Genomic DNA, 22,629 nt, shown 5'->3' with positions numbered 1-22,629 from the left:
CAAGCTTCAAGTCGTTCGTGTTATCCCTTGGCCCCCGGCCTGCGGCTGGCAGACCGACTAGCCGTAGCGACCGGTGATGTAGTCTTCGGTCTGCTTCTTCGCCGGGTTGGTGAACAGGGTATCGGTATCCCCGAATTCGACCAGTTTGCCCATGTACATGAACGCGGTGTAGTCCGAAACGCGCGCCGCCTGTTGCATGTTGTGGGTCACGATGACGATGGTGTACTTGGATTTCAATTCGTAGATCAGTTCTTCGACCTTCAGCGTCGAGATCGGGTCCAGTGCCGAGCACGGTTCGTCGAGCAGCAGCACTTCCGGCTCCACGGCAATGGTGCGGGCAATCACCAGACGTTGCTGCTGGCCACCGGACAGGCCCAGGGCCGAGTCATGCAGGCGGTCCTTCACCTCGTCCCACAGGGCAGCGCCCTTGAGGGCCCATTCGACCGCTTCGTCGAGGGTACGCTTCTTGTTGATGCCTTGGATGCGCAGGCCGTAGACGACGTTCTCGTAGATGGTCTTGGGGAACGGGTTCGGCTTCTGGAACACCATGCCCACACGACGGCGCAGCTCGGCCACGTCCTCGCCCTTGCGGTAGATGTTGGTGCCATACAGGTTGATGGCGCCCTCCACGCGGCAACCGTCAACCAGGTCGTTCATGCGGTTGAAGGTACGCAGCAGGGTCGACTTGCCGCAGCCGGACGGGCCGATGAAGGCGGTCACGCGCTGCTTGGGGATATTCATGCTGACGTCGAACAAGGCTTGCTTGTCGCCGTAGTACAGGCTCAGGCCCGGTACTTCGATGGCCACGGTCTCTTCGGCCAGGCGCAGGCTCTGCTTGTCGCGGCCCAGGGCAGACATGTCGATGCCGTGGGTATGGGATTCGTGCTGCATGGTCTCACTCCGTTTGTAGCTGCAAGCTTTAAGCTGCAAGCTGCAAGTTAGGGCAAAGCGGCACTCCTTTTGGAGCTTGCCGCTTGTGGCTTAAAGCTTCAATCAGTGGTCGAGGGCCTTGTACTTCTCGCGCAGGTGGTTACGGATCCACACTGCCGAGAGGTTGAGGGTGGCGATCACCAGCACCAGCAACAGCGCGGTGGCGTACACCAGCGGGCGGGCGGCCTCGACGTTCGGGCTCTGGAAGCCGACGTCATAAATGTGGAAGCCCAGGTGCATGATCTTCTGGTCCAGGTGCAGGTACGGGTAGTTGCCATCGAGCGGCAACGACGGTGCCAGTTTCACCACACCCACCAGCATCAACGGCGCCACTTCACCTGCAGCACGGGCCACGGCGAGAATCATGCCGGTCATCATGGCCGGGCTGGCCATTGGCAGGACGATCTTCCACAGTGTCTCGGCCTTGGTCGCGCCCAGGGCCAGGGAGCCCTCGCGCACGGTACGTGGGATACGCGCCAGCCCTTCTTCGGTGGCCACGATCACCACCGGTACCGCCAGCAGCGCCAAGGTCAGCGAGGCCCACAGCAGGCCCGGGGTACCCAGGGTCGGTGCCGGCAACGATTCGGGGAAGAACAGCCGGTCGATCGAGCCACCCAGCACATAGACGAAGAAGCCCAGGCCGAATACGCCGTAGACGATCGCCGGTACGCCTGCCAGGTTGTTCACTGCAATGCGGATCAGGCGGGTCACCGGGCCCTGTTTGGCGTATTCGCGCAGGTACACTGCAGCCAGCACGCCGAACGGGGTCACGATCACCGCCATGATCAGGGTCATCATCACGGTACCGAAGATGGCCGGGAAGATCCCGCCTTCGGTGTTGGCTTCGCGTGGGTCGTCGCTGAGGAACTCCCAGACCTTGGCAAAGTAGGTACCCATCTTGGTCAGGCCGGACATGCCGTTCGGCTGAATGGCGTGCACCACCTTGCTCAGGTTGATCTCCACTTCACGGCCGTTGCCGTCGCGCGCGACCAGGCTGTCGCGGGAGAATGCCTGATGAAGGCCGCTGAGGCGGTCTTCGATGGCCTTGTAGCGGCTGTTCAGCTCGGCACGCTCGGCGTCCATGTCGGCCTGGGCGGCGGCGTCGAGCTTGCCGTCCAGTTCCAGCTTGCGGCTGTGCAGGCGCAGGCGCTCCAGGCCATGGTTGATGGCGCCGATGTCTTTTTTCTCGAGTTGCTGCAGCTCGCCGTTGAGCTGGTTGGCGCGCTTGAGGCGGGCCTGCAGCTCGTTCCAGGCGGCAGGGCCCTCGGCAACCACGCGGCCTTGTTCCTTGACGCTGACCAGGTAGCCGTAGAAGTTGCCCCACTCGCGACGTTCCAGCGCCATCAGGTCGGCCGGGCGTTGCTCGTCGACCAGCCACTCGCCCACCACCCAGGAGAAGTCGCTGCCGTTGAGGTCGCGGTTACCGACCTTGATCAGCTCACGGGTCATGAACTCCGGGCCCTGCTCAGGTACCGGCAAGCCGGCACCTTTGAGGCGGGCACGGGGCACCTCTTCTTTTTGCACCACTTCGCCGATGACGACGTGATCGGCCTGGCCCGGCACCTTGTAGGTGGCCTGGATCAGGTCGGCCGGCCAGAAGTGGCCCAGGCCGCGCACGGCGATGACCGACAGCAGGCCGATGGTCATGATCACCGCCATGGCAACCGCGCCACCGCTGATCCAGACGCCAGGGGCGCCGCTCTTGAACCAGCCTTTGAGGGAATCCTTTTTCACGGATCTCTACCTTTCTATCAAAGCGACGAGTATTTCTTGCGCAGACGCTGGCGAATCAGCTCGGCCAAGGTGTTCATGACGAAGGTGAACATCAGCAGCACGAGTGCCGCCAGGAACAGCACGCGATAGTGGCTGCCACCGACTTCCGACTCCGGCATTTCCACCGCCACGTTGGCGGCCAGGGTGCGCATGCCTTCGAACAGGTTCATCTCCATCACCGGGGTGTTGCCGGTGGCCATGAGCACGATCATGGTCTCGCCCACCGCACGGCCCATGCCGATCATCAGCGCCGAGAAGATACCTGGGCTGGCGGTGAGGATGACCACGCGGGTCAGGGTCTGCCACGGCGTCGCACCCAGGGCCAGGGAGCCCAGGGTCAGGCTGCGTGGCACGCTGAACACAGCGTCTTCGGCAATCGAGTAGATGTTCGGGATGACCGCGAAGCCCATGGCGATACCGACCACCAGGGCGTTGCGCTGGTCGTAGGTGATGCCCAGGTCATTGGTGATCCACAGGCGCATGTCGCCGCCGAAGAACCAGGTTTCCAGGTAAGGGCTCATGGTCAGGGCGAACCAGCCGGTGAACAGGATCACCGGGATCAGGATCGCCGCTTCCCAGCCATCCGGGACGCGCAGGCGGAACGACTCGGGCAGGCGGCTCCAGGTGAAACCGGCCAGCAGGATGCCGAACGGCATTAGCAGGAACAGGCTGAACACACCCGGCAGGTGGCCTTCCAGGTACGGCGCCAGGAACAGGCCGGCGAAGAAGCCAAGGATCACCGTTGGCATCGCTTCCATCAGCTCGATCACCGGCTTGACCTTGCGGCGCATGCCCGGGGCCATGAAGTAGGCGGTGTAGATGGCGGCGGCAATGGCCAGCGGGGCTGCCAGGATCATCGCGTAGAACGCAGCCTTCAGGGTACCGAAGGTCAGCGGCGACAGGCTCAGCTTGGGCTCGAAGTCGGTGTTCGACGCGGTCGACTGCCAGACGTACTTGGGCTCGTCATAGTTCTCGTACCAGACCTTGCCCCACAGCGCGCTGAAGGAGACTTCCGGGTGCGGGTTCTTGAGGCTCAGCGGCAACAGCTTGCCACCTTCCTCGATGAGGATGCGGTTGGCACGCGGCGACAGGGCCAGGATGCCAGCACCCTCTGCAGCCGGCTCGACCAGCAAGGTGCGGTGCGCGGTGCTGTGGAACACACCGAGCTTGCCGTCGGCGTCGAGGGCGATGAAGCCCTTGCGGCGCTCTTCGGCATCGATCTGGACGACCGGCGCGCTGCCCATCTGGAAGCTGCGGATCAACTTGAAGCGCGACTCGCCATCGGGGTCACGGGCCATGAACCACTGGCTCAAACCACCCTTGGAGTCGCCGAAGATCAGCGAGATGCCACCGACCAGCTGGCCACTGGCCGTGATCTCGGCATTGCCATCTTCCAGCAGCTTGTAGCGGCCGTTGAGGCTTTTGTCGCGCAGGCTGAAGACGTCGGCGGTGGCACGGCCGTTGACCACATACAGCCACTGCTGACGCGGGTCGATGTAGATGGCCTTGACCGGCTCGGTCATCTGCGGCAGGTCGATACGGCTCTGCTCGCTGGTGACCTCACCGGTCATCATGTTCTCTTCGCGGGTCAGCTGGGTGACCTGAAGGTGCGAACCGGTGGAGCCCGCCAGCATCAGGTTTTCGCCGTTGACGTTGACGCTCACGTGCTCCAGCGCGCGGCCCTGGTCGTCAAGCACGAACGCGTCCTTGCCGTAGGGGTAGTCGATGCCTGGGCTGATGGTTTTCTTGTTGTCCGGGTAGGTGATCTTGTAGGTGTGGTGGAACACCAGCGCCTGACCATTGGACAGCCCCAGCACAACCAGCGGGCTACCCGGCTGATCGGTGCTGATCGAACTCACCTGGGTACCTGCCGGCAGCGGCAGGTCGACGCGCTGCAGCTCGGCACCGGTCTTGGTGTCGAAGAACAGCGCCTGGCCCTTGTCGGAAACCCGCATGCCCACCAGGTTCTGCTCTTCAAGCGCGATCATCAGCGGCTTGCCGGCATCCTGTTGCAGCCAGGTCGGCTCCAGGGCCTTCTTGCTGGTCAGTTCGGCGCCCTGGAACAGCGGCAGCACCACGTAGGCCAGGTAGAAGAAAATCAGGGTAATTGCCGCCAAGACGGCAAGCCCGCCCACCAGTACATACCAGCGGGTCAGGCGGTCCTTGAGCGCACGCATGCGGCGCTTGCGTTGCAACTCCGGCGTATTGAAATCAATCCGCACGGGTTGGGAATTTTGGGTCATGGTGGAGTTGGCCAGATCATTCATGCGCACACCCTAGCGGTCCCGTATGACAAAAACATGACAATGCAGTGACGCAAGAAAGCCCGACGCGCAGGGATCCTGGCTTCGGACTGAGAATTCGTGGAGGAGGCCGGGCATCGGTACCGGCCTCTTCCTCAGTTACTTACTTCTTTGCAACGTTACCGGCGTGGGACAGGCCCAGGTCAGCCAGGGTCTTGTCGACCACTTTGGCAGGCAGCGGGATGTAGCCATCCTTCACCACGACCTGCTGGCCAGCTTGCGACAGCACCAGCTTGATGAACTCGGCGTCCAGCGGGGCCAGAGGCTTGTTCGGGGCCTTGTTGACGTAGACGTACAGGAAGCGCGACAGCGGGTACGTACCGTTCAGGGCGTTGGCTTCGTTGTCTTCGACGAACTCGCCGCCTTCTTTCTTGGCCAGGGCGACGGTCTTGACGCTGGCGGTCTTGTAGCCGATGCCCGAGTAGCCGATGCCGTTCAGCGAGGAGCTGATCGACTGCACGACCGAAGCCGAACCAGGCTGTTCGTTGACGTTAGGCTTGAAGTCGCCTTTGCACAGGGCTTCTTCCTTGAAGTAACCGTAGGTGCCCGATACCGAGTTACGGCCGAACAGCTGCACTGGCTTGTTGGCCAGGTCGCCGGTCACGCCCAGGTCACCCCAGGTTTTGACATCGGCCTTGGCGCCGCACAGGCGGGTGGACGAGAAGATCGCATCGACCTGCGCCATGGTCAGGCCCTTGATCGGGTTGTCCTTGTGCACGAAGACTGCCAGGGCGTCTACGGCAACCGGGATGGCGGTTGGCTTGTAGCCGTACTTCTGCTCGAAGGCCTGCAGCTCGACGTCTTTCATCTTGCGGCTCATCGGGCCCAGGTTGGCGGTGCCTTCGGTCAGCGCGGGTGGCGCGGTGGAAGAGCCGGCGGCCTGGATCTGGATGTTTACGTTGGGGTATTCCTTCTTGTAGGCCTCGGCCCACAGCGTCATCAGGTTCGCCAGGGTGTCGGAGCCAACGCTGGAGAGGTTGCCCGATACACCGGTGGTTTTGGTGTAGGTCGGGATTGCTGGGTCGACAGCGGCTACCGCATTGGCGGTGGCAACGCCAGCGGCGGCAAAGGTAAGGGCCGCCATCAAACGCTTCAGTTTCATGCCTTGCTCCTAGCAGGAATATTGGGGGTGTTGGATGGATCGGGCCCAAGTATCTGCAGGCCGCATGAATACGATATGACTTCAATATGACAATTGGATGAAAGGCCATCACCGGTTGTCCGGGATGGCCTTTTCAAAATGTTGCTGGGCGAGGCGGCCGCGCGCTATAGCTCCCGGCGGTCTCTGAACATCAAATACAAAGGCGCCATACCGGACGCTGGCGGGAATACCACGATGTAGTCGTCAAACTGCACCTGAGCCAAGTTTCGAAGGGCGCTATCAACGGGACCCTGGGCATTCTGAAGAAGCCAATGCTCGGAGGGCGCGCGAGATCCCTGGGTGCATACGGAGCGCTCCCGTTCTGCCACACCACCGTCACAGGCGAATCACCTTCGCTGGTGAACACGTATGCCTGTTGCATGGCATTCCAATCTGCGCTGCGCACCTTCACACGCGATGGGACAACCCCGCCTTGAGTGAGGGTCATGATCACATGGGAATAACGAGTGAAAGGCTTGACGCCCGTGCTTGTGGCCCCATTGGCGCCGCGCACGGTGGAGCACAGGCGCATCGGCAAAGCTATTTCAGCACGCGCTTGCGCCAATGCCACCCAGTCCTGCGGCTCGCTGTCGAACAGCTCAACCAGCGGAACCGTAAATGCAAAGCGCGGATCATCACTTGGCGTACTCAGCACGAACTCGGCAACATCTGCGAAAGAACCCGGATGCGATCCTTCCAATGAAGCCGCCTGCCACTCCAGCTCAGCCACCGCCGAGCGGAAGGTCTTGTTCAAATGATGTTGCTGTTGGGCTACTTCACGGCTCAAGCCCTGTGCAGTCAACAATGCAGGGTGCAGGCTCGCCGTCTGTGCCGATGCCATTAATGTAAGCGCACCATGACCTGGGCCGGACGCACTGGCTTTGGCCAACTGGGCGATACGTCCCTCCAGGCTTTCTATCAGCGTTACGCCTCGGGCGTACAATGCGGGGTGACGCGCCTGCGCTGCGGCCAGGGCAACAGCATGACGCTGGCTGCCCACGGTGATCTCCTGGAGCACAACAGCTTGGATCGCACTGTCCAAAAATGAATTGGCGACATCGCGATGGGCCCCCTCAAACGCAAACTTGACCGACATCTGCAAGCGTTGAAGCTGGTCGACGGCGCGTTTGGCTTGATGCTGTGCCAGTACCAGAGCACGTAACGCTTCCACGCTGGCGGTAAGTTCCTGCGCTGGTGCTGCCCCGGCAAGGGTCAACTGGTGCTCCAGCGGGGCCAGCTTTTGCTCTGACTCCTGCTCGCATGAGTGGATATCGGCTACCAGTTTTCGCACTTTCTCCAGATTGCGGGTGGAGGACTGGGTGGCGCGCTGTTCACGGGTCAGCGTTTGGCGAACCGGCGGTGGTTGCAAGGGCTGGCCTTTGAAGGCCGCACGACCGTTTTGGTGGTGCCAGGCTTTAACTGTTGCAACTATATGTTCAGGGGAGTTGGTATTGCCGGTTTCATCGGCGTTTGAGTAGAACAGAAGGTCGCTGCCGGCGGGGTGGCTGACTATCTGATCAAAGTGGGCGATCAGCTCGTTGTGCTCAGCGCGCAGGCTTTCAATACCCCATATCGCATTAACAAGCGCCAAGAAAGTGTGTTCTTCATAATCTGATAATAGATTTTCAAGCTTCATGTTCTTTCGTCCTCAATATAATTGCGGACGCTTGTAACTCAGCGGTATATTGATACATCAATTCGATGTCTGCGAAGCCCTTGGAGGCGAGGCCGTACGCATCCCAACCACCCGTTTTACCTATGGGATGCGGCAAAGCGACGGGGCCTCGAGAGCGAACAGGACTGCCCCAAACATCTCGAACAGAACGTTGAGTTGGGCAGCTATAAGGCTCGGACAAAAGGTCGCTGAATACGGGCTCGAATTCTACACGCTTGATGACAGTTACGATAACAGCTTTCATCACTTTCGTTTCTACATCGAATTTATAGCTGACTCCAGGCTCAGGCTCCAGGTAAAACTCTGTGTCTCCTGGGTAGAGCGTTATAATAGGCAAGCCCGGGTCAAGCCCAAGATCAAGTAGCACGGTATGAGTCTTATTCAAACATCTCAACCAGTGCTCGACTTCGACACGTCTTTTCATGGATTCACCCGTTTAATGAAGTCTTTAAGCAAACTCGTAAGCTCTGCCTTGACCCCCTCAACTCGCTCAGGCGGAAGTCCAGGCCTAAGCGCCTCGACATTACTCGCCACGGCGGCAAAGAGATCGGCGGCATCTAGCGCTTGTTTTGCTTTAGTGTTCCGCCCACCATACGTTTCACTATGCTTTCTATGTACCTCTGTGGGTATCACGACCGCAGGAGCCTGCCTAAGTAATGCCCTGAGCTGATAAGGTGATAAATCCGGCATAATATCATCGACCCAAAGCTTTATCGCACCTTGTGCTGGAATATGGTCCACATCCATATCATCTCTAATACTTCTACGCTCCAAGTCACCATAGACGCCCGTTTCGGTAATTTCTGCCGGCTCATTATTAACCAGCCCCGGCTCAGGTAGATTTCCCTCACCTCCGAACCCAGGAATTATGGCCCCAGTCTCGCCAGGATTCTCGCCGGGAAGTATTTCAATACTTGGCCCCAGCGGATCAGTCGGTGAACCGGGCAAGATATCCGGCAGGGCTGGCGCCACGGGCAGAAGCGTCGAACCCAACATCTGCGCCCCAGGCGCCACCAGCGGCGTCCATGTACGCGGGGGCTGGCCTTGCACTATCCCAGCATCAAACGCCAATGCCACACCGCTGGCGAACCAGGGTTCGAATGGCTGGACGACCGTCAGAACGCCCTGGGTGCTCCCAGGGCTGTGGATACTCAGCTGGTCGAGGTCGTAAAGCCCGGAGCCCACCCCGGCTGCAGCGAGATGACGCAGTTCGAACTCACTTCGCGAACCGGCCCAGCTTGCTTTCGGAGCTACCGGAGGAAAGCCGTTGAGAATGCGCCGCTGATTCAGTTCATCGAATTGCCCAAGCAGTACCTGGTCTGCCGCGACCGCCCGCCATACCGCGCTTTCGAAGGCCGGCATCGCCGTGAAGACTCGGTTACGCAGCTGGTCTGCCACCTGTTCAGGCAAGCCAACACCGGCCGCTGCTCCGCCAACGGACCACCAGTTGGCATCAGCCGCCACGCCTTTACCGCTGACGATGCCGGTACCCGCCGTCGGTAGTGCAAACGAGAAATATTGGGCTGGCTGACCAGGGATGCAGACAATGCAATCATCAAAGCGAAGGTCGACGCCTGCGCCTACTTCAGTTGTCTGCGGCGCTAACGTCAGTACCCTGCCGCCTGGCGGGCTTTCTTCCGACACCGCCGTGCTGCCCAGCACGATGGATTTGCCGGTGGGCGTCTCGGCATTGACCCGATAAGTTTCGGTAAGGGGATCGAACAAAGCATTCCTGACCCGAACATCAGCTGCGATGCCTGACCCGGTGGAGGCCACCGCGATGGCGCTGCCACCCGCCAGGTGCTCGATCTTGATGCGATTATCGAGGCGGGCTGAACCGCCCGCATCCGCAATTGACTGCAGGTCCTGACCGGCCGCGATGCCCATCAGGTCTGCACGTACACCCAAGCCTTCGAGGTGACGCCTGCGCTGAGCGGCGGTCAACTCGCCATCACCCAGCGCTGGGGCGTACAACATGGCAGTCGCCGTCAGGCTGACTGCCTGGCCTAGACGAATCGCTGCAACCCTTAGTACTTCCTTCGCAGCACTGGCAATGGCTTGCTCTATGGCTGCAGCCAAGTCTGCCGCAACCTGCGCCCCCGCCTGGCTGAGCAGTACCCCGCCCGCCTGCGCAGCCGAAACGGGGGCGGTAACCGTAGCGGCCTGCCTCAGCCGCTGCAGACGACGGTCTTGATCCGCCTGTTGCTTGTGGCGAACCCGGGCCTCTCGTTGCTCGGCGTACTGGTGCTCACGCTCCCATCTGGCCTCAAGGGCACGCCAATGCACCTGCTGTTGGGCATGCTCGGTGGCCAATGCTGCAGCACGCTGTTCAAGCTGCCCGATTGCCTCACTCAGCAGCCGTGCTTCCTGAGTTGCCACGTAAGCGGCTTCCCAATCGCGATGCAGTTGCTGCATCTGCACAGTCGAAGAAAGGTTTGAAACAAGGTTGGCGTAGGCTTCTGCCGTCATGTCCGGACCGGCGAAGGCCTTGGCAAAAGCCTGCTGCCGTGCCAGGTCAAGCTGCTTGGCGGCAATCAGGTCGATCGTTTCGTTTCGCGCCTTGGTGATCAAGTACAGCTGCCAGCGCTCGCGGCCATCAGACTTTGGAGGCCTGCGTACTGCGTTGATCTCTTCCTGGAGTGCTTGGGCCAGACCTTGCATCCGGCCAGCGAAGTGAGCATCAAGCTGCGCGCGGCGCGTCTCTCGTGCCTGGCCATAGGCCGCAACCTGCTGGCGATGTGCAAGGGCCAGTAATTCGGCATGAGCCGCCGCCGCCAAGGCTGAAAAACCCTCCCCCGCCGCCGCTGGAGGCGGAAGAGCCTGGAGTGATGACCACATCACCCGTCGAGTTATCGTTAAGTGTGTTCTGAGCCATACAGAGTCTCCTTATCTGCATGGCTCAAGTTGCCTGTTAAGTTTCAGGCAACTGCACTACATAGAGCGCTACATCGAATCGCTTATTTCAATTCATTTCAGCCCATTAAATACGTTCAACAGTGCTGTGGTAGCCGCCCCAGATGCTATATGGGCGCATCGGTATGCAGGGCTTCACCCATTAACGTTTGTTGGCAAACAGATACAAGCCCACGGCCAGCCCGACGGCACACAGCCCCGCCACATAATAAGCCGGCGCCATTGGGCTGACCTTCAACAGCGCGGTGACCACCATCGGCGTCAACCCACCGAAGATGGCGTAGGCCATGTTGTAGGAGAACGACAAGCCGCTGAAACGCACCACCGGCGGGAAGGCCTTGACCATCACGTAGGGCACGGCGCCGACAATACCGACGCACAGACCGGTCAGCGCATACAGCGGGAACAACAGGTCGGGGCGGGTTGGCAGGCTGTGGTAGAAGGTCCAGGAGCTGGCCAGCAGCAGCAGGCTGCCAACGATGAACACGCGCCCGGCGCCGAAGCGGTCGGCCAGGCGGCCGGCAGCGATGCAGCCAAGGCTGAGCAGGACGATGGCCAGGCTGTTGGCCTTGAGCGAGTCGGTCGGGCTGACCTGATAGAAGCTCTGCAGCAGCGCCGGGGTCATCAGGATCACCACCACGATGCCGGCCGACAGCAGCCAGGTCAGCAGCATCGACAGGACGATCGCGCCACGGTGGTCACGCAGCACCGCACGCAGGGGCAACTCTTCGGCCAGGGCCTTGCGCTGCTGCATCTCGGCGAACACCGGGGTTTCGTGCAACCAGCGGCGCAGGTACACCGAGAACAGGCCGAACACACCGCCCAGCAGGAACGGGATACGCCAAGCGTAATCGGCCACTTCGCCAGGGGTATAGACACTGTTGATCAGCGTGGCGACCAGCGAGCCGAGCAAGATGCCCGAAGTCAGGCCGGCCGTCAGCGTGCCGCAGGCGTAACCGGTATTGCGTGCAGGGACGTGCTCGGAGACGAACACCCAGGCCCCCGGCACCTCACCGCCAATCGCCGCGCCCTGGATCACGCGCATCAACAGCAGCAAGATCGGCGCCCACAGGCCGATCTGTGCATAAGTGGGCAACAGGCCCATGATCAGGGTCGGCAGGGCCATCATGAAGATGCTCAGGGTGAACATCTTCTTGCGCCCCAGCAGGTCGCCGAAGTGCGCCATGACGATGCCACCCAGCGGTCGCGCCAGGTAGCCGGCAGCGAAAATGCCGAAGGTCTGCATCAGGCGTAGCCATTCAGGCATGTCGGCCGGGAAGAACAGCTTGCCGACCACCGTGGCGAAGAACACGAAGATGATGAAGTCGTAGAACTCCAGGGCACCGCCCAGTGCGGACAATGAAAGGGTCTTGTAGTCGCTGCGGGTCAGCGGCCGCGAAGGCTGCTCGATACTGCTCGGCACGGAGGTCATCGGTCTTTCTCTTGTAGGTCATGCAGGCCGCTGGGTGCGCGACTTCTGGATTGGTAGACGGGCGAAGATAGCAAATTGCCGAGCCGCGCCGAAAGCGATACAAAATCCATACAGATATTCATGAATGCGCGGTCGTCGCTGGCCGTTATGCTCTATATACTGGCCATTCGTAGGAAAAGGTTGCTCCTAGCGTGGGATGTTGTGCGAAAACGCCGGTCTTTATGTCAGGCGGTTTCGCAGAGTTTCCCTACGGCCGCCCAGTGAAACGAAATCGGCGTAGTATGTTTCCAGCTGAATCGTTTACCCGGCCTTTGCGCCACACCAACGAAAAGCGTCACGGGTCAGAGGCCCCATCGCATGATTGAGCTCGAACAAGAAGATCCAATCCCGCAAGGCGACCTGGCCTTGCAGATCACCGCACTCCCTCGTGAGACCAACGGCTTCGGCGACATCTTTGGTGGCTGGCTGGTTGCCCAGATGGACTTGGCCGGCACCGCCATGGCCAGCCGCGTCGCTGGCGGCCGTGTGGCCACGGTGGCCATCGACCGCATGGCCTTCCTGGTCCCGGTAGCCGTGGGCGCGCAGCTGTCGTTCTATACCCAGACCCTGGAGATCGGCCGCAGCTCGATCCAGATGATGGTCGAAGTCTGGAGCGACGACCCGCTGTCCAGCGAATGGCGCAAGGTGACCGAAGCGGTCTTCGTGTTCGTCGCCATCGATGGCAGTGGCCGCACCCGCTCTGTGCCTCGTCGCTAAGCCCGGCCAGCGGTAAACTCATTGCATGTGCCCGGGTCCAAGGCCCACTGGCAATCAATGAGACGAACGCAATGGCTACCTTCAAGGTCGACACCGAGCAACACGGCGAACTCAACTGCTGGCGCATCACCAGCGAGCGGGCCGAACTACTGATCGCCCAGCAGGGCGCGCAGATCCTCAGCTACCAGCGTGTGGGCGAACCGCCGCTGCTGTGGCTGAGCGATCAGGCCATTTTCCGCCAGGGCAAATCGGTACGCGCCGGTGTACCGGTGTGCTGGCCCTGGTTCGGCAACCTGCAGCGCAACCCCCAGGCCGTGCAGGCCATGTACCGCGGCGAGCAAGCGCCCGCCCACGGCCTGGCGCGCGCGCGTGACTGGCAGTTGCTGGGTATCGAGGAAGTGGGCGATGGCCTGCGCATCGAGTTCGAACTGCCCGAAGCCCAGGGCGACCTGCCCGGCTGGCCCCATGATGTGCAGCTGAAACTGGTGGTGGAACTCGGCGAGCGCCTGGCGCTGAGCCTGACCAGCCGCAACATGGGCAATACCCCTGTCACCCTCAGCCAGGCCCTGCACAGCTACTTTGCGGTGAGCGATGTGCGCCAGGCGCGGGTCGAAGGGGTCGAGGGGCTGGGCTATATCGAGACCCTGGCTGACTGGGAACAGCGCCAGCAGCAAGGGCCGCTGGGGTTTGCCGGGGAGACCGACCGAATTTACCTCGCCACCCCGCAAACCCTGAGCATTGTCGACCCGCATTGGCAGCGGCGGATTACCTTGACCAGCAGCGGCTCACGCTCGGCGGTGATCTGGAACCCGTGGACCGAGCGGGCCCAGGAGCTGGCGGACATGGCCGATGACGGATGGCAGCGGATGCTGTGCATCGAGACGGCCAATGTGTGGGATGACGTGGTGGAACTGAGGCCTGGGGCGACTTGCTCGCTGAGTGTCAGTATCGGCAGTGAAGCCATCTGAGCCTTGCGGTGACTTTGCCGGCCTCTTCGCGATCCGACTTGCCCCGCGAAGAGGCCGGTACAGGCAACCTCAGAGATCAGCTTCTTCCACCACCCTCACCTTCTGCGCATCCAGGGCATAGGCTGCATCGGCCAGGTCGTTGCTGACCTTCTCCACCTTCAACGCCCCGCTGACCCACAGCGGCGTGTAGATATCATCGATCTTCAGCCCCTTCGGATAACGCACCAGCACCAGCTGGTTCGGTGGCGGTGGCGGCACATGGATGCACGCGCCAGGGTATGGCACCAGGAAGAACAAGGTGCTGTTGCCCTTGGCATCGCTTTCCAGCGGCACCGGGTAGCCGCCCAGGCGGATGTCCTTGCCGTTCATGGCCGCCACGGTCTTGGTCGAGTACATCACCGCCGGCAAGCCCTTGCTCTGCTTGAGGCCGCCTTTGTCGGTGAAGGTGCCCAGGGCCTCCGGCGAGTCGTGATCGATTTCGGGCATCTGTTCGAGAGCCTTCTGGTCCGACTTGGGCATCAGCTCCAGCCAGTCGGTTTCAGGCAGCTCGGCACGGGCCAGGGTGCTGGCCAGAAGCAAGGGGATGAGAAAAAAGGCACGCATGGCAATGCTCGGCAACTCGAATGAATTGCCGGGCATTCTAAACGGTATTCAGCGCTTTCTGATCAATCCGTAGATCACCAGAAGGACGACGGCACCGACCAGTGCCCCCAAGAAACCTGCCGCCTGCCCGGCCTGATAAATGCCCAGCGCCTGGCCGCCGTAGGTGGCGAGCAAGGAGCCTGCGATACCCAGCAGGATGGTCATGATCCAGCCCATGCTGTCGTCCCCTGGCTTGATGAAACGCGCCAGCAGCCCGACGATAAGGCCTATGAAGATGGTCCCGATGATGCCCATGGCAATCCCTCTGCAGTGAAAATGGAACAAGCCAAAGCCTAGACAGCGCTTTGACTTGTTGCCATTTCAGAGGGCAGGTAGCACGCAGAAGTTCGATCAGCTGGCGATCAAAGCCTCTACCTCGGCGATCTTGCGCTCGAGGGTGGCCATGTCATGGCAGCGCAGGGTGGCATGGCCAACCTTGCGCCCGACCTTGAAAGCCTTGCCGTAGTGGTGCAGGTGGCAGTCGCCGATGGCAACCACCTTGTCCACCGCTGGCACTTCGCCGATGAAGTTGAGCATGGCGCTCTCACCGACCTTGGCGGTTGAACCCAACGGCAGGCCGGCCACGGCACGCAGGTGGTTCTCGAACTGGCTGCACTCGGCGCCTTCGATGGTCCAGTGCCCGGAGTTGTGCACACGCGGGGCGATTTCGTTGGCCTTCAGGCCACCGTCGACTTCGAAGAACTCGAAGGCCATCACGCCCACGTAGTCCAGCTGCTGCAGCACGCGGCCGACGTAGTCTTCGGCCAGGGCCTGCAACGGGTGCGCTGCGCTGGCCACCGACAGGCGCAGGATGCCGCTGTCGTGGGTGTTGTGCACCAACGGATAGAAGCGGGTTTCACCGTCGCGGCCACGCACGGCCACCAGCGAGACTTCGCCGGTGAACGGCACGAAGCCTTCCAGCAGGCAGGGCACGCTGCCCAGCTCGGCGAAGGTATCGACCACGTCTTCAGCGCTGCGCAAGACCTTCTGACCCTTGCCGTCGTAGCCCAGGGTGCGGGTCTTGAGCACGGCCGGCAGGCCGATGCTGGCGACTGCCGCGTCCAGGTCGGCCTGGGAGAGAATGTCGGCGAAGGCCGGGGTGGGGATGCCCAGGTCGCGGAACATGCTCTTCTCGAACAACCGGTCACGGGCAATGCGCAGTGCCTCGGCACTGGGGTAGACCGGGACGAACTGCGAGAGAAACGCTACGGTCTCGGCCGGAACGCTTTCGAACTCGAAGGTCACCAGGTCGACTTCGTCGGCCAGCTGGCGCAGATGGTCCTGGTCACCGTAGTCGGCGCGCAGATGCTCGCCCAGCGGCGCGGCGCAAGCATCAGGTGCCGGGTCGAGGAAAGCGAAGTTCATGCCCAGCGGAGTACCCGCCAGAGCCAGCATGCGGCCGAGCTGGCCACCACCGATTACACCGATCTTCATGGGGTCAGCCTCAAGCCTGGCGCGGGTCTGGATTGTCCAGCACGGTGTCGGTCTGTTCCGTGCGGAACTGCTTGAGCGCCGCGTGGTACTGCGGGTACTTGGCGCCCAGGATGCTCGCCGACAGCAGTGCCGCGTTGATCGCGCCAGCCCGGCCGATGGCCAGGGTCGCGACCGGTACGCCGGCAGGCATCTGCACGATCGACAGCAGCGAATCGACGCCCGACAGCATCGACGACTGGACCGGCACGCCCAGCACCGGCAGGTGGGTCTTGGCGGCGCACATGCCTGGCAGGTGGGCTGCGCCACCGGCACCGGCGATGATCACCTCGATGCCACGGCCTTCGGCCTCTTCGGCATACTGGAACAGCAGATCCGGAGTACGGTGGGCGGAAACCACCTTCACTTCGTAGGGAATGCCGAGTTTTTCCAGCATATCGGCGGTGTGGCTAAGGGTGGACCAATCGGACTTGGAGCCCATGATCACGCCAACCAGTGCACTCATCGTCGAGCCTCTTCGCTTGTGCGCCCTTGGGCGCGTCAAAAAACAACAAGCCACGCGGGACGACCGGCGTGGCTTGTTTGCTGATCAGGACCGGAGCTATCCGGTCGAAAGGCCGCGCAGTATACCGTAACCCAGGGCGATGCTGGCACCCCCGGCGACCAACTGTCGGCCCTATTTTTCGGGGCTTTGGCTGACTTTTGGGTCAACCGCCGCTGCACCTTCGAGCTTGCGCCACAGCAAGCGCACGTTGGCCTTGCGCACCAGGGCGCAGCGGTACAGGCGGATTTCCAGGGGGACATGCCATTGGCTGCCACCACAGATCGCCAGCTCGCCCCGTTCCAGCTCGCCGCGCATCGACAGGCGTGGCACCCAGGCGATGCCCATGCCTTCCAGCGCCATGCTCTTGAGGCTGTCGGCCATGGCGGTTTCATAAACGGTGGTGTAGCGCAGGTTGCGCTGGCGCAGCAGCAGGTTGACCGACCGGCCGAGGAAGGCGCCGGCGGTATAGGCCAGCAGCGGCACGCTGCCCTCGCCCTCCAGGTCGAACAATGGCTGCCCGCCGGCATCGACGGCACACACCGGCAACATTTCGGTGTTGCCCATGTGCAGCGAGGGGAAGATTTCGGCGTCCATCTGCAGCGCGGCGTCGGGGTCATAGAAGGCCAGCATCAGGTCGCAACCCCCTTCACGCAGGGCATGCACCGCATCCCCGACGTTAGTCGCAACCAGGCGGGTGGCGATGTTCAGGCCATCGTTGCGCAACTGGGCAACCCACCGCGGGAAAAACCCCGAGGCCAAGGAGTGTGCTGCTGCCACTTGGACAACTTCGCCCTGGCCACCTTCAAGGTGATGCAAATGGCGCAGAATTTCGCCCAACTGGTCGACAACGGTACGCGCCGTGACCAGAAAAAGCTGCCCGGCCTCGGTCAGCTCAATCGGCGTGCGGGAACGGTTCACCAGCTGCAGGCCCAAGGCTGCTTCCAGGCTGCGAATACGTCGACTGAAGGCCGGTTGAGTGACGAAACGCCGTTCTGCCGCCTGCGAAAAACTGCGGGTGGCGGCCAGCGCGCTGAAGTCTTCCAGCCATTTGCTTTCCAGGTTCACGAAGCACATCTCCCGGCATGCACCAAAATGGAACACGCTCGAATGTCAATTGGCGTCACATGAAACACTATGCCGTTTGTGCATAGGTTAGCGTGCAACAGCATTGGCCGCAAAATCCTCTTCAGGCCTAGGATTAGCGCCATTCCGGCATGTGCCGGGTCAAATTCGAGATGATATACATCATGTCTTCCGCTGCATCGTTCCGCGTCGAAAAAGATCTGCTGGGTACCCTTGAAGTTCCTGCTGATGCCTACTACGGCATCCAGACCCTGCGCGCTGCCAACAACTTCCACCTCTCCGGTGTTCCGCTGTCGCACTACCCGAAACTGGTAGTCGGCCTGGCGATGGTCAAGCAGGCAGCTGCTGACGCCAACCGAGAGCTGGGGCACCTGAGCGATGCCAAGCACGCCGCCATCAGCGCCGCTTGCGGACGACTGATCAAGGGCGACTACCACGAGCAGTTCGTGGTGGACATGATTCAAGGCGGTGCTGGTACCTCTACCAACATGAACGCCAACGAAGTCATCGCCAACATTGCGCTGGAGGCCATGGGCCACCAGAAGGGTGAGTACCAGTACCTGCACCCGAACAACGACGTGAACATGGCGCAGTCGACCAACGACGCCTACCCGACCGCTATCCGTCTGGGCCTGCTGTTGGGTCATGACGCCCTGCTCGCCAGCCTCGACAGCCTGATCCAGGCCTTCGCTGCCAAGGGCAAGGAATTCGACCACGTACTGAAGATGGGCCGCACCCAGCTGCAGGACGCCGTGCCGATGACCCTGGGCCAGGAATTCCGCGCCTTCGCCACCACCATGACCGAAGACCTCAACCGTCTGCGTTCGCTGGCGCCAGAGCTGCTGACCGAAATCAACCTGGGTGGTACCGCCATCGGTACCGGCATCAACGCCGACCCTGGCTACCAGCTGCTGGCTGTTCAGCGCCTGGCGACCATCAGCGGCCAGCCGCTGGTACCGGCTGCCGACCTGATCGAAGCCACCTCCGACATGGGCGCCTTCGTGCTGTTCTCCGGCATGCTCAAGCGTACCGCGGTCAAGCTGTCGAAGATCTGCAACGACCTGCGCCTGCTGTCCAGCGGCCCGCGTACCGGCATCAACGAGATCAACCTGCCAGCGCGTCAGCCAGGCAGCTCGATCATGCCAGGCAAGGTCAACCCGGTTATCCCGGAAGCCGTCAACCAGGTGGCCTTCGCCATCATGGGCAACGACCTGGCCCTGACCGTCGCCGCCGAAGGTGGCCAGCTGCAGCTGAACGTGATGGAGCCGCTGATCGCCTACAAGATCTTCGACTCGATCCGCCTGCTCCAGCGCGCCATGGACATGCTGCGCGAGCACTGCATCGTCGGCATCACTGCCAACGAACAGCGCTGCCGTGAACTGGTCGAGCACTCGATCGGCCTGGTCACCGCCCTGAACCCTTACATCGGCTACGAAAATGCCACCCGTATCGCCCGCGTTGCCCTGGAAACAGGCCGCGGTGTGCTGGAACTGGTGCGCGAAGAGAAGCTGCTGGACGAAGAGATGCTCAACGACATCCTGCGTCCGGAAAACATGATCGCACCGCGTCTGGTTCCGCTGAAGGCGTAACCGACCGCTTCACCTGTCTCACCAGGTCGAGGGACTAGACACCTCTCAACCTTTCAAAGGCCCGAGCGCATGCTTCGGGCCTTTTTTTTGCCTGCGCGTTTCGAGCCGCCGTGCAACCCGCGCATCCCGGCACACAACTTGCTCCATAATGCATCCCACCCAACGGGATACCGAGCATGCTGCACAGCCACCTGACCACCCTCAACGCGGTTTCGCTGATCCTCAACGTCTTCCAGGCAGAGGGTTGCGAGGCGGCGGCCTTGCTGGCCGGCAGCGGCATCGGCCCGGCGGACCTGGGGCATGCCGACGCACGCATCACCACCCAGCAAGAGCTGCAAGTGTGTGCCAATGCCGTTGCTCGGCGTGAAGACATCGGCCTGGAGCTGGGCCAGCGCATGCATGTGTCGTGCTATGGCATGCTCGGTTACGCCCTGCTCTCCAGTGCCACTTTGGGTGACGCCCTGCGCCTGGCGCTGCGCTTTCCGGCACTGCTGGGAACAGTCTTCGAGCTACGCCTGATCGACGATGGCCAGCGCGTCTGGCTCAGCGCCAGTGACTACCGTGACAGCCCCGCGCTGACCGCCTTCAACGCCGAGTTCTGCCTGGTCTCGCTGAAAGTGATCTGCGACGACTTGCTTGGCCGCCCACTGCCGCTGCTCGGCACCCGTTTCGAACATGCCCGGCCGGGCTACCACAGCCTTTATACCCGTGCCTTCCAGTGCCCGATCGGCTTCGCTGCCGAGGACAACGCCTTTGCCTTCGAACGGCGTTGGCTGGACATGCCGCTACCGCTGGCCGACCCCATCACCCATAAAGCCATGGGCGAGCGCTGCCGGCGCCTGAACCTGGAGTTCACAGGGCGCCAGGCCTGGCTCGGGCGGATTCGCCAACTACTGGCCCAACAACTGGATGCAGCACCCGGGCTTGAGGGCCTGGCGCGGCAGATGAACTGCTCATCGCGGACCTTGCGCCGGCACCTGCAGGCACTGGGCAGCAGTTATCAACAGTTGCTCGATGAACTGCGCTTCGAGCGGGCCAAGCAGTTGCTGGCCGATGAGCACATGCCGATCTACCGCATTGCCGAAACCTTGGGGTTCAGCGAAACGGCCAGCTTCCGCCATGCCTTCCAACGCTGGAGCGGAGTGGCGCCTAGCCATTTTCGCGGGTAAGCCCGCAAAAGTGGCCAGCGAGCTTGGCCACATCGATCCCCTTTTGGCCGTTTGCGTCGTTCTCCCAGGCAGGGCCTGCACTGAAAATGGGCCCACGCCAGTTCAACCGGAGAACAACAATGCTGACGATCTATTCCGATGACCACCGCCTGCACCACGGCCGCTGCGAGCTGATCGACGGCAAGCTGATGCCCTGCTTCGAAATGCCCTCGCGCGCCGACCATGTGCTCGATCAAGTGAACAAACGCCAGCTCGGCGATGTACAGGGCCCGACCGACTTCGGCCGCGCACCGCTGCTGCGAATCCACAGCGCCGATTACCTGGACTTCTTCGAGGGCGCCTGGGCGCGCTGGGCCGCACTGGGCCACGACGGCGACCTGCTGCCCTTCACCTGGCCAGCCCGCACCCTGCGCCAGGTAAAACCCACCGGCCTGCATGGTGAACTCGGCTACTACAGCTTCGACGCAGGCGCACCGATCACCGCCGGTACCTGGCAGGCTGCCTACAGCGCCGCCCAGGTCGCACTCACCGCCCAGGCGGCGATCCAGCAAGGCGCCCATTCGGCATTCGCCCTGTGTCGCCCACCAGGGCATCATGCCGCCGCCGAAGTCATGGGCGGCTACTGCTACCTCAACAATGCCGCCATCGCCGCCCAGGCCTTCCTTGACCAGGGCCGCCGCAAAGTCGCCATCCTCGACGTCGACTACCACCACGGTAACGGCACCCAGGACATCTTCTACGCCCGCAACGATGTGTTGTTTGCCTCGATTCATGGCGACCCGCAAGCCGAGTTCCCGTTCTTCCTCGGTTACGCCGACGAAACCGGCGAAGGGGCCGGCGAAGGCTGCAACATCAACTACCCTTTGCCGGCCGGCAGTGACTGGGCAGCCTGGAGCGCCGCACTGGAGGACGCCTGCCAGCGCATCGCCGACTACGACGCCGATGTGCTGGTGATATCGCTGGGCGTGGACACCTTCAAGGACGACCCTATCTCGCAGTTCAAGCTGGACAGCCCGGACTACCTGGCGATGGGCAAGCGCATCGCCCAGCTCGGCAAGCCCACCCTGTTCGTGATGGAAGGCGGCTACGCTGTGGAAGAAATCGGTATCAACGCGGTCAATGTGCTGGAAGGCTTCCAGCACGCCCAGCCAGGAGCCCGGTAATGGCCCGACTCAAGCGTCTGCTCGCCCCGTTAATCGCTGCCACCCTGTTCACCGGTGCCCTGCAGGCCCAGGCCGAGCAGCGTACCTTGCGCGTCTACAACTGGTTCGACTACATCACCCCGCAGACCTTGGTCGACTTCCAGAAAGACAGCGGCGTGAAGCTGATCTACGACATTTTCGACACCAACGAGGCGCTGGAAGCCAAACTGCTTACCGGTAACTCCGGCTATGACGTGGTGGTGCCGTCCAACGTGTTCCTGGCCAAGCAGATCGAAGCCGGTGTGTTCCAGCCGCTGGACCGCAGCAAGCTGCCGAACTGGCAACACCTGGACCCGGCCCTGATGAAGCTGATCGAAGCCAACGACCCCGGCAACACGTTTGCCGTGCCCTACATGTACGGCACCGTGCTGATCGGCTTCAACCCGGCGAAGGTCAAGGCGGCGCTCGGTGAAAACGCACCCGTGGACAGCTGGGACCTGATCTTCAAGGAAGAGAACATCGCCAAGCTCAAGCAGTGTGGCGTTGCCCTGCTCGATTCGCCTTCCGAGATTCTGCCGCTGGCCCTCAAGTACCTGGGGCTGGACCCCAACAGCGCCAAGCCCGACGACTACAAGAAGGCCGAGGCGCTGTTGCTCAAGATTCGCCCGCATATCACCTACTTCCACTCTTCCAAATACATGGCCGACATCGCCAATGGCGATATCTGCGTGGCGGTGGGCTACAGCGGCAGCTTCTCGCAAGCCGCCAATCGGGCTCACGATGCGAAGAACGGCGTGGTGGTCGACATGCGCCTGCCCAAGGAAGGTGCGCCGATCTGGTTCGACATGCTGGCGATTCCGAAAAACGCCGCCAACCCGCAAGAGGCTCACACGTTCATCAACTACCTGCTGCGCCCCGAGGTGATAGCGCCGATCAGCGACTTTGTCGGGTACCCGAACCCGAACAAGGACGCGACCGACAAGGTCAGCCCAGCGATTCGCAATAACCCCAACCTGTACCCGACGGCAGAGGCGATGGCCAAGCTGTACACCCTCAAACCACTGCCACATGATGCCGAACGGGCGCGCACCAGAGCCTGGACCCGCATCAAGTCCGGCACCTGAGCCGTGGCGGGGTC

Annotated in this window: 19 protein-coding genes and 1 pseudogene; 6 read left to right on the top strand and 14 right to left on the bottom strand. The window is 61.9% G+C overall.

All coding sequences use genetic code 11. From position 1 onward, the window contains the following. Positions 1–57 precede the first annotated feature (57 nt). The 9 genes and pseudogenes from pstB to HU766_RS08985 all read right to left on the bottom strand — a co-directional run bounded on the left by pstB (position 58) and on the right by HU766_RS08985 (position 12,167). Positions 58–891, bottom strand: coding sequence for a phosphate ABC transporter ATP-binding protein PstB (gene pstB, locus HU766_RS09020; RefSeq protein WP_033702365.1), 834 nt, complete (start codon positions 889–891; stop codon positions 58–60). 102 nt (positions 892–993) lie between these two features. Continuing rightward, positions 994–2,664 (bottom strand): phosphate ABC transporter permease PstA, encoded by a 1,671-nt coding sequence (gene pstA / locus HU766_RS09015; RefSeq protein ID WP_033702367.1) that lies wholly within the window; start codon positions 2,662–2,664, stop codon positions 994–996. 17 nt (positions 2,665–2,681) lie between these two features. Then, positions 2,682–4,970 carry an ABC transporter permease subunit gene (locus HU766_RS09010; protein ID WP_095063938.1) on the bottom strand — a complete coding sequence of 763 codons (2,289 nt, stop codon included), beginning with the start codon at positions 4,968–4,970 and terminating at the stop codon, positions 2,682–2,684. 139 nt (positions 4,971–5,109) lie between these two features. Next, complete coding sequence (locus HU766_RS09005; RefSeq protein ID WP_033702371.1) at positions 5,110–6,108, bottom strand: phosphate ABC transporter substrate-binding protein PstS; 999 nt, start codon at positions 6,106–6,108, stop codon at positions 5,110–5,112. 164 nt (positions 6,109–6,272) lie between these two features. Then, positions 6,273–6,362 carry an S-type pyocin domain-containing protein gene (locus HU766_RS26420; protein ID WP_346656660.1) on the bottom strand — a complete coding sequence of 30 codons (90 nt, stop codon included), beginning with the start codon at positions 6,360–6,362 and terminating at the stop codon, positions 6,273–6,275. A gap of 146 nt (positions 6,363–6,508) precedes the next feature. Beyond that, positions 6,509–7,783, bottom strand: a pseudogene (locus tag HU766_RS09000) (bacteriocin immunity protein); the annotation flags it as partial. Beyond that, positions 7,773–8,246: a hypothetical protein gene (locus HU766_RS08995; protein WP_186655586.1), complete on the bottom strand. Its 474-nt coding sequence runs from the start codon at positions 8,244–8,246 to the stop codon at positions 7,773–7,775. The gene HU766_RS08995 and the pseudogene HU766_RS09000, both read right to left, overlap by 11 nt. Further along, entirely contained in the window at positions 8,243–10,660 is a 2,418-nt protein-coding gene (locus HU766_RS08990) for an S-type pyocin domain-containing protein (RefSeq protein ID WP_186655584.1), read from the bottom strand. Before HU766_RS08990 ends, HU766_RS08995 begins: the two co-directional genes overlap by 4 nt. Positions 10,661–10,877: 217 nt before the next feature. Next, complete coding sequence (locus tag HU766_RS08985) at positions 10,878–12,167, bottom strand: MFS transporter (RefSeq protein WP_186655582.1); 1,290 nt, start codon at positions 12,165–12,167, stop codon at positions 10,878–10,880. Positions 12,168–12,524: 357 nt separating this feature from the next. On the opposite strand from HU766_RS08985, the gene HU766_RS08980 reads away from it, so the two are divergent. Further along, entirely contained in the window at positions 12,525–12,923 is a 399-nt protein-coding gene (locus HU766_RS08980; protein ID WP_003253317.1) for an acyl-CoA thioesterase, read from the top strand. A gap of 71 nt (positions 12,924–12,994) precedes the next feature. Continuing rightward, the gene (locus HU766_RS08975; RefSeq protein ID WP_186655580.1) at positions 12,995–13,891 is read left to right on the top strand and encodes a D-hexose-6-phosphate mutarotase; all 897 of its coding nucleotides are present in this window, start codon (positions 12,995–12,997) and stop codon (positions 13,889–13,891) included. A gap of 69 nt (positions 13,892–13,960) precedes the next feature. Here the strand turns inward: HU766_RS08975 and HU766_RS08970 are convergent, their stop codons facing one another. From HU766_RS08970 to HU766_RS08950, 5 genes are all read right to left on the bottom strand, one after another. Further along, on the bottom strand, positions 13,961–14,494 hold the full coding sequence (locus HU766_RS08970; protein ID WP_162181159.1) for a DUF3299 domain-containing protein: 534 nt from the start codon (positions 14,492–14,494) through the stop codon (positions 13,961–13,963). A 48-nt stretch (positions 14,495–14,542) separates the two neighbouring features. Beyond that, positions 14,543–14,788, bottom strand: coding sequence for a GlsB/YeaQ/YmgE family stress response membrane protein (locus HU766_RS08965; protein WP_033702379.1), 246 nt, complete (start codon positions 14,786–14,788; stop codon positions 14,543–14,545). A gap of 96 nt (positions 14,789–14,884) precedes the next feature. Then, positions 14,885–15,967, bottom strand: a complete 1,083-nt coding sequence (locus HU766_RS08960; RefSeq protein WP_033702381.1) for a 5-(carboxyamino)imidazole ribonucleotide synthase — start codon at positions 15,965–15,967, stop codon at positions 14,885–14,887. Positions 15,968–15,977: 10 nt separating this feature from the next. Next, positions 15,978–16,469 carry a 5-(carboxyamino)imidazole ribonucleotide mutase gene (gene purE, locus HU766_RS08955; protein ID WP_016489856.1) on the bottom strand — a complete coding sequence of 164 codons (492 nt, stop codon included), beginning with the start codon at positions 16,467–16,469 and terminating at the stop codon, positions 15,978–15,980. Between the two features lie 171 nt (positions 16,470–16,640). Then, positions 16,641–17,573 (bottom strand): LysR substrate-binding domain-containing protein, encoded by a 933-nt coding sequence (locus tag HU766_RS08950; protein WP_077068706.1) that lies wholly within the window; start codon positions 17,571–17,573, stop codon positions 16,641–16,643. Between the two features lie 182 nt (positions 17,574–17,755). On the opposite strand from HU766_RS08950, the gene aspA reads away from it, so the two are divergent. The 4 genes from aspA to HU766_RS08930 all read left to right on the top strand — a co-directional run bounded on the left by aspA (position 17,756) and on the right by HU766_RS08930 (position 22,615). Continuing rightward, the gene (gene aspA / locus HU766_RS08945) at positions 17,756–19,180 is read left to right on the top strand and encodes an aspartate ammonia-lyase (RefSeq protein ID WP_186655577.1); all 1,425 of its coding nucleotides are present in this window, start codon (positions 17,756–17,758) and stop codon (positions 19,178–19,180) included. 176 nt (positions 19,181–19,356) lie between these two features. Then, a complete protein-coding gene (locus HU766_RS08940; protein WP_033702385.1) occupies positions 19,357–20,349 on the top strand; it encodes an AraC family transcriptional regulator in 993 nt (330 codons plus the stop codon). A gap of 119 nt (positions 20,350–20,468) precedes the next feature. Next, entirely contained in the window at positions 20,469–21,512 is a 1,044-nt protein-coding gene (locus tag HU766_RS08935) for a histone deacetylase family protein (RefSeq protein WP_186655574.1), read from the top strand. Further along, positions 21,512–22,615, top strand: a complete 1,104-nt coding sequence (locus HU766_RS08930) for a polyamine ABC transporter substrate-binding protein (RefSeq protein ID WP_186655571.1) — start codon at positions 21,512–21,514, stop codon at positions 22,613–22,615. The genes HU766_RS08935 and HU766_RS08930 overlap by 1 nt, the downstream gene beginning before the upstream one ends. Positions 22,616–22,629 lie beyond the last annotated feature (14 nt).

Source organism: Pseudomonas sp. SWRI77 (assembly GCF_014269105.1).
GTDB lineage: Bacteria > Pseudomonadota > Gammaproteobacteria > Pseudomonadales > Pseudomonadaceae > Aquipseudomonas > Aquipseudomonas capeferrum.
The sequence above is the reverse complement of the archived record's forward strand: the minus strand, read 5'-3'. Positions and strand labels throughout refer to the sequence as shown.

Bases quoted from the DNA above. Each gene is read 5' to 3' on its own strand.
- pstB (WP_033702365.1), bottom strand. From the start codon at position 891: ATGCAGCACGAATCCCATACCCACGGCATCGACATGTCTGCCCTGGGC.
- HU766_RS09010 (WP_095063938.1), bottom strand. From the start codon at position 4,970: ATGAATGATCTGGCCAACTCCACCATGACCCAAAATTCCCAACCCGTG.
- HU766_RS09005 (WP_033702371.1), bottom strand. From the start codon at position 6,108: ATGAAACTGAAGCGTTTGATGGCGGCCCTTACCTTTGCCGCCGCTGGC.
- HU766_RS08995 (WP_186655586.1), bottom strand. From the start codon at position 8,246: ATGAAAAGACGTGTCGAAGTCGAGCACTGGTTGAGATGTTTGAATAAG.
- HU766_RS08990 (WP_186655584.1), bottom strand. From the start codon at position 10,660: ATGTGGTCATCACTCCAGGCTCTTCCGCCTCCAGCGGCGGCGGGGGAG.
- HU766_RS08985 (WP_186655582.1), bottom strand. From the start codon at position 12,167: ATGACCTCCGTGCCGAGCAGTATCGAGCAGCCTTCGCGGCCGCTGACC.
- HU766_RS08980 (WP_003253317.1), top strand. From the start codon at position 12,525: ATGATTGAGCTCGAACAAGAAGATCCAATCCCGCAAGGCGACCTGGCC.
- HU766_RS08975 (WP_186655580.1), top strand. From the start codon at position 12,995: ATGGCTACCTTCAAGGTCGACACCGAGCAACACGGCGAACTCAACTGC.
- HU766_RS08970 (WP_162181159.1), bottom strand. From the start codon at position 14,494: ATGCGTGCCTTTTTTCTCATCCCCTTGCTTCTGGCCAGCACCCTGGCC.
- HU766_RS08965 (WP_033702379.1), bottom strand. From the start codon at position 14,788: ATGGGCATCATCGGGACCATCTTCATAGGCCTTATCGTCGGGCTGCTG.
- HU766_RS08960 (WP_033702381.1), bottom strand. From the start codon at position 15,967: ATGAAGATCGGTGTAATCGGTGGTGGCCAGCTCGGCCGCATGCTGGCT.
- purE (WP_016489856.1), bottom strand. From the start codon at position 16,469: ATGAGTGCACTGGTTGGCGTGATCATGGGCTCCAAGTCCGATTGGTCC.
- aspA (WP_186655577.1), top strand. From the start codon at position 17,756: ATGTCTTCCGCTGCATCGTTCCGCGTCGAAAAAGATCTGCTGGGTACC.
- HU766_RS08940 (WP_033702385.1), top strand. From the start codon at position 19,357: ATGCTGCACAGCCACCTGACCACCCTCAACGCGGTTTCGCTGATCCTC.
- HU766_RS08935 (WP_186655574.1), top strand. From the start codon at position 20,469: ATGCTGACGATCTATTCCGATGACCACCGCCTGCACCACGGCCGCTGC.
- HU766_RS08930 (WP_186655571.1), top strand. From the start codon at position 21,512: ATGGCCCGACTCAAGCGTCTGCTCGCCCCGTTAATCGCTGCCACCCTG.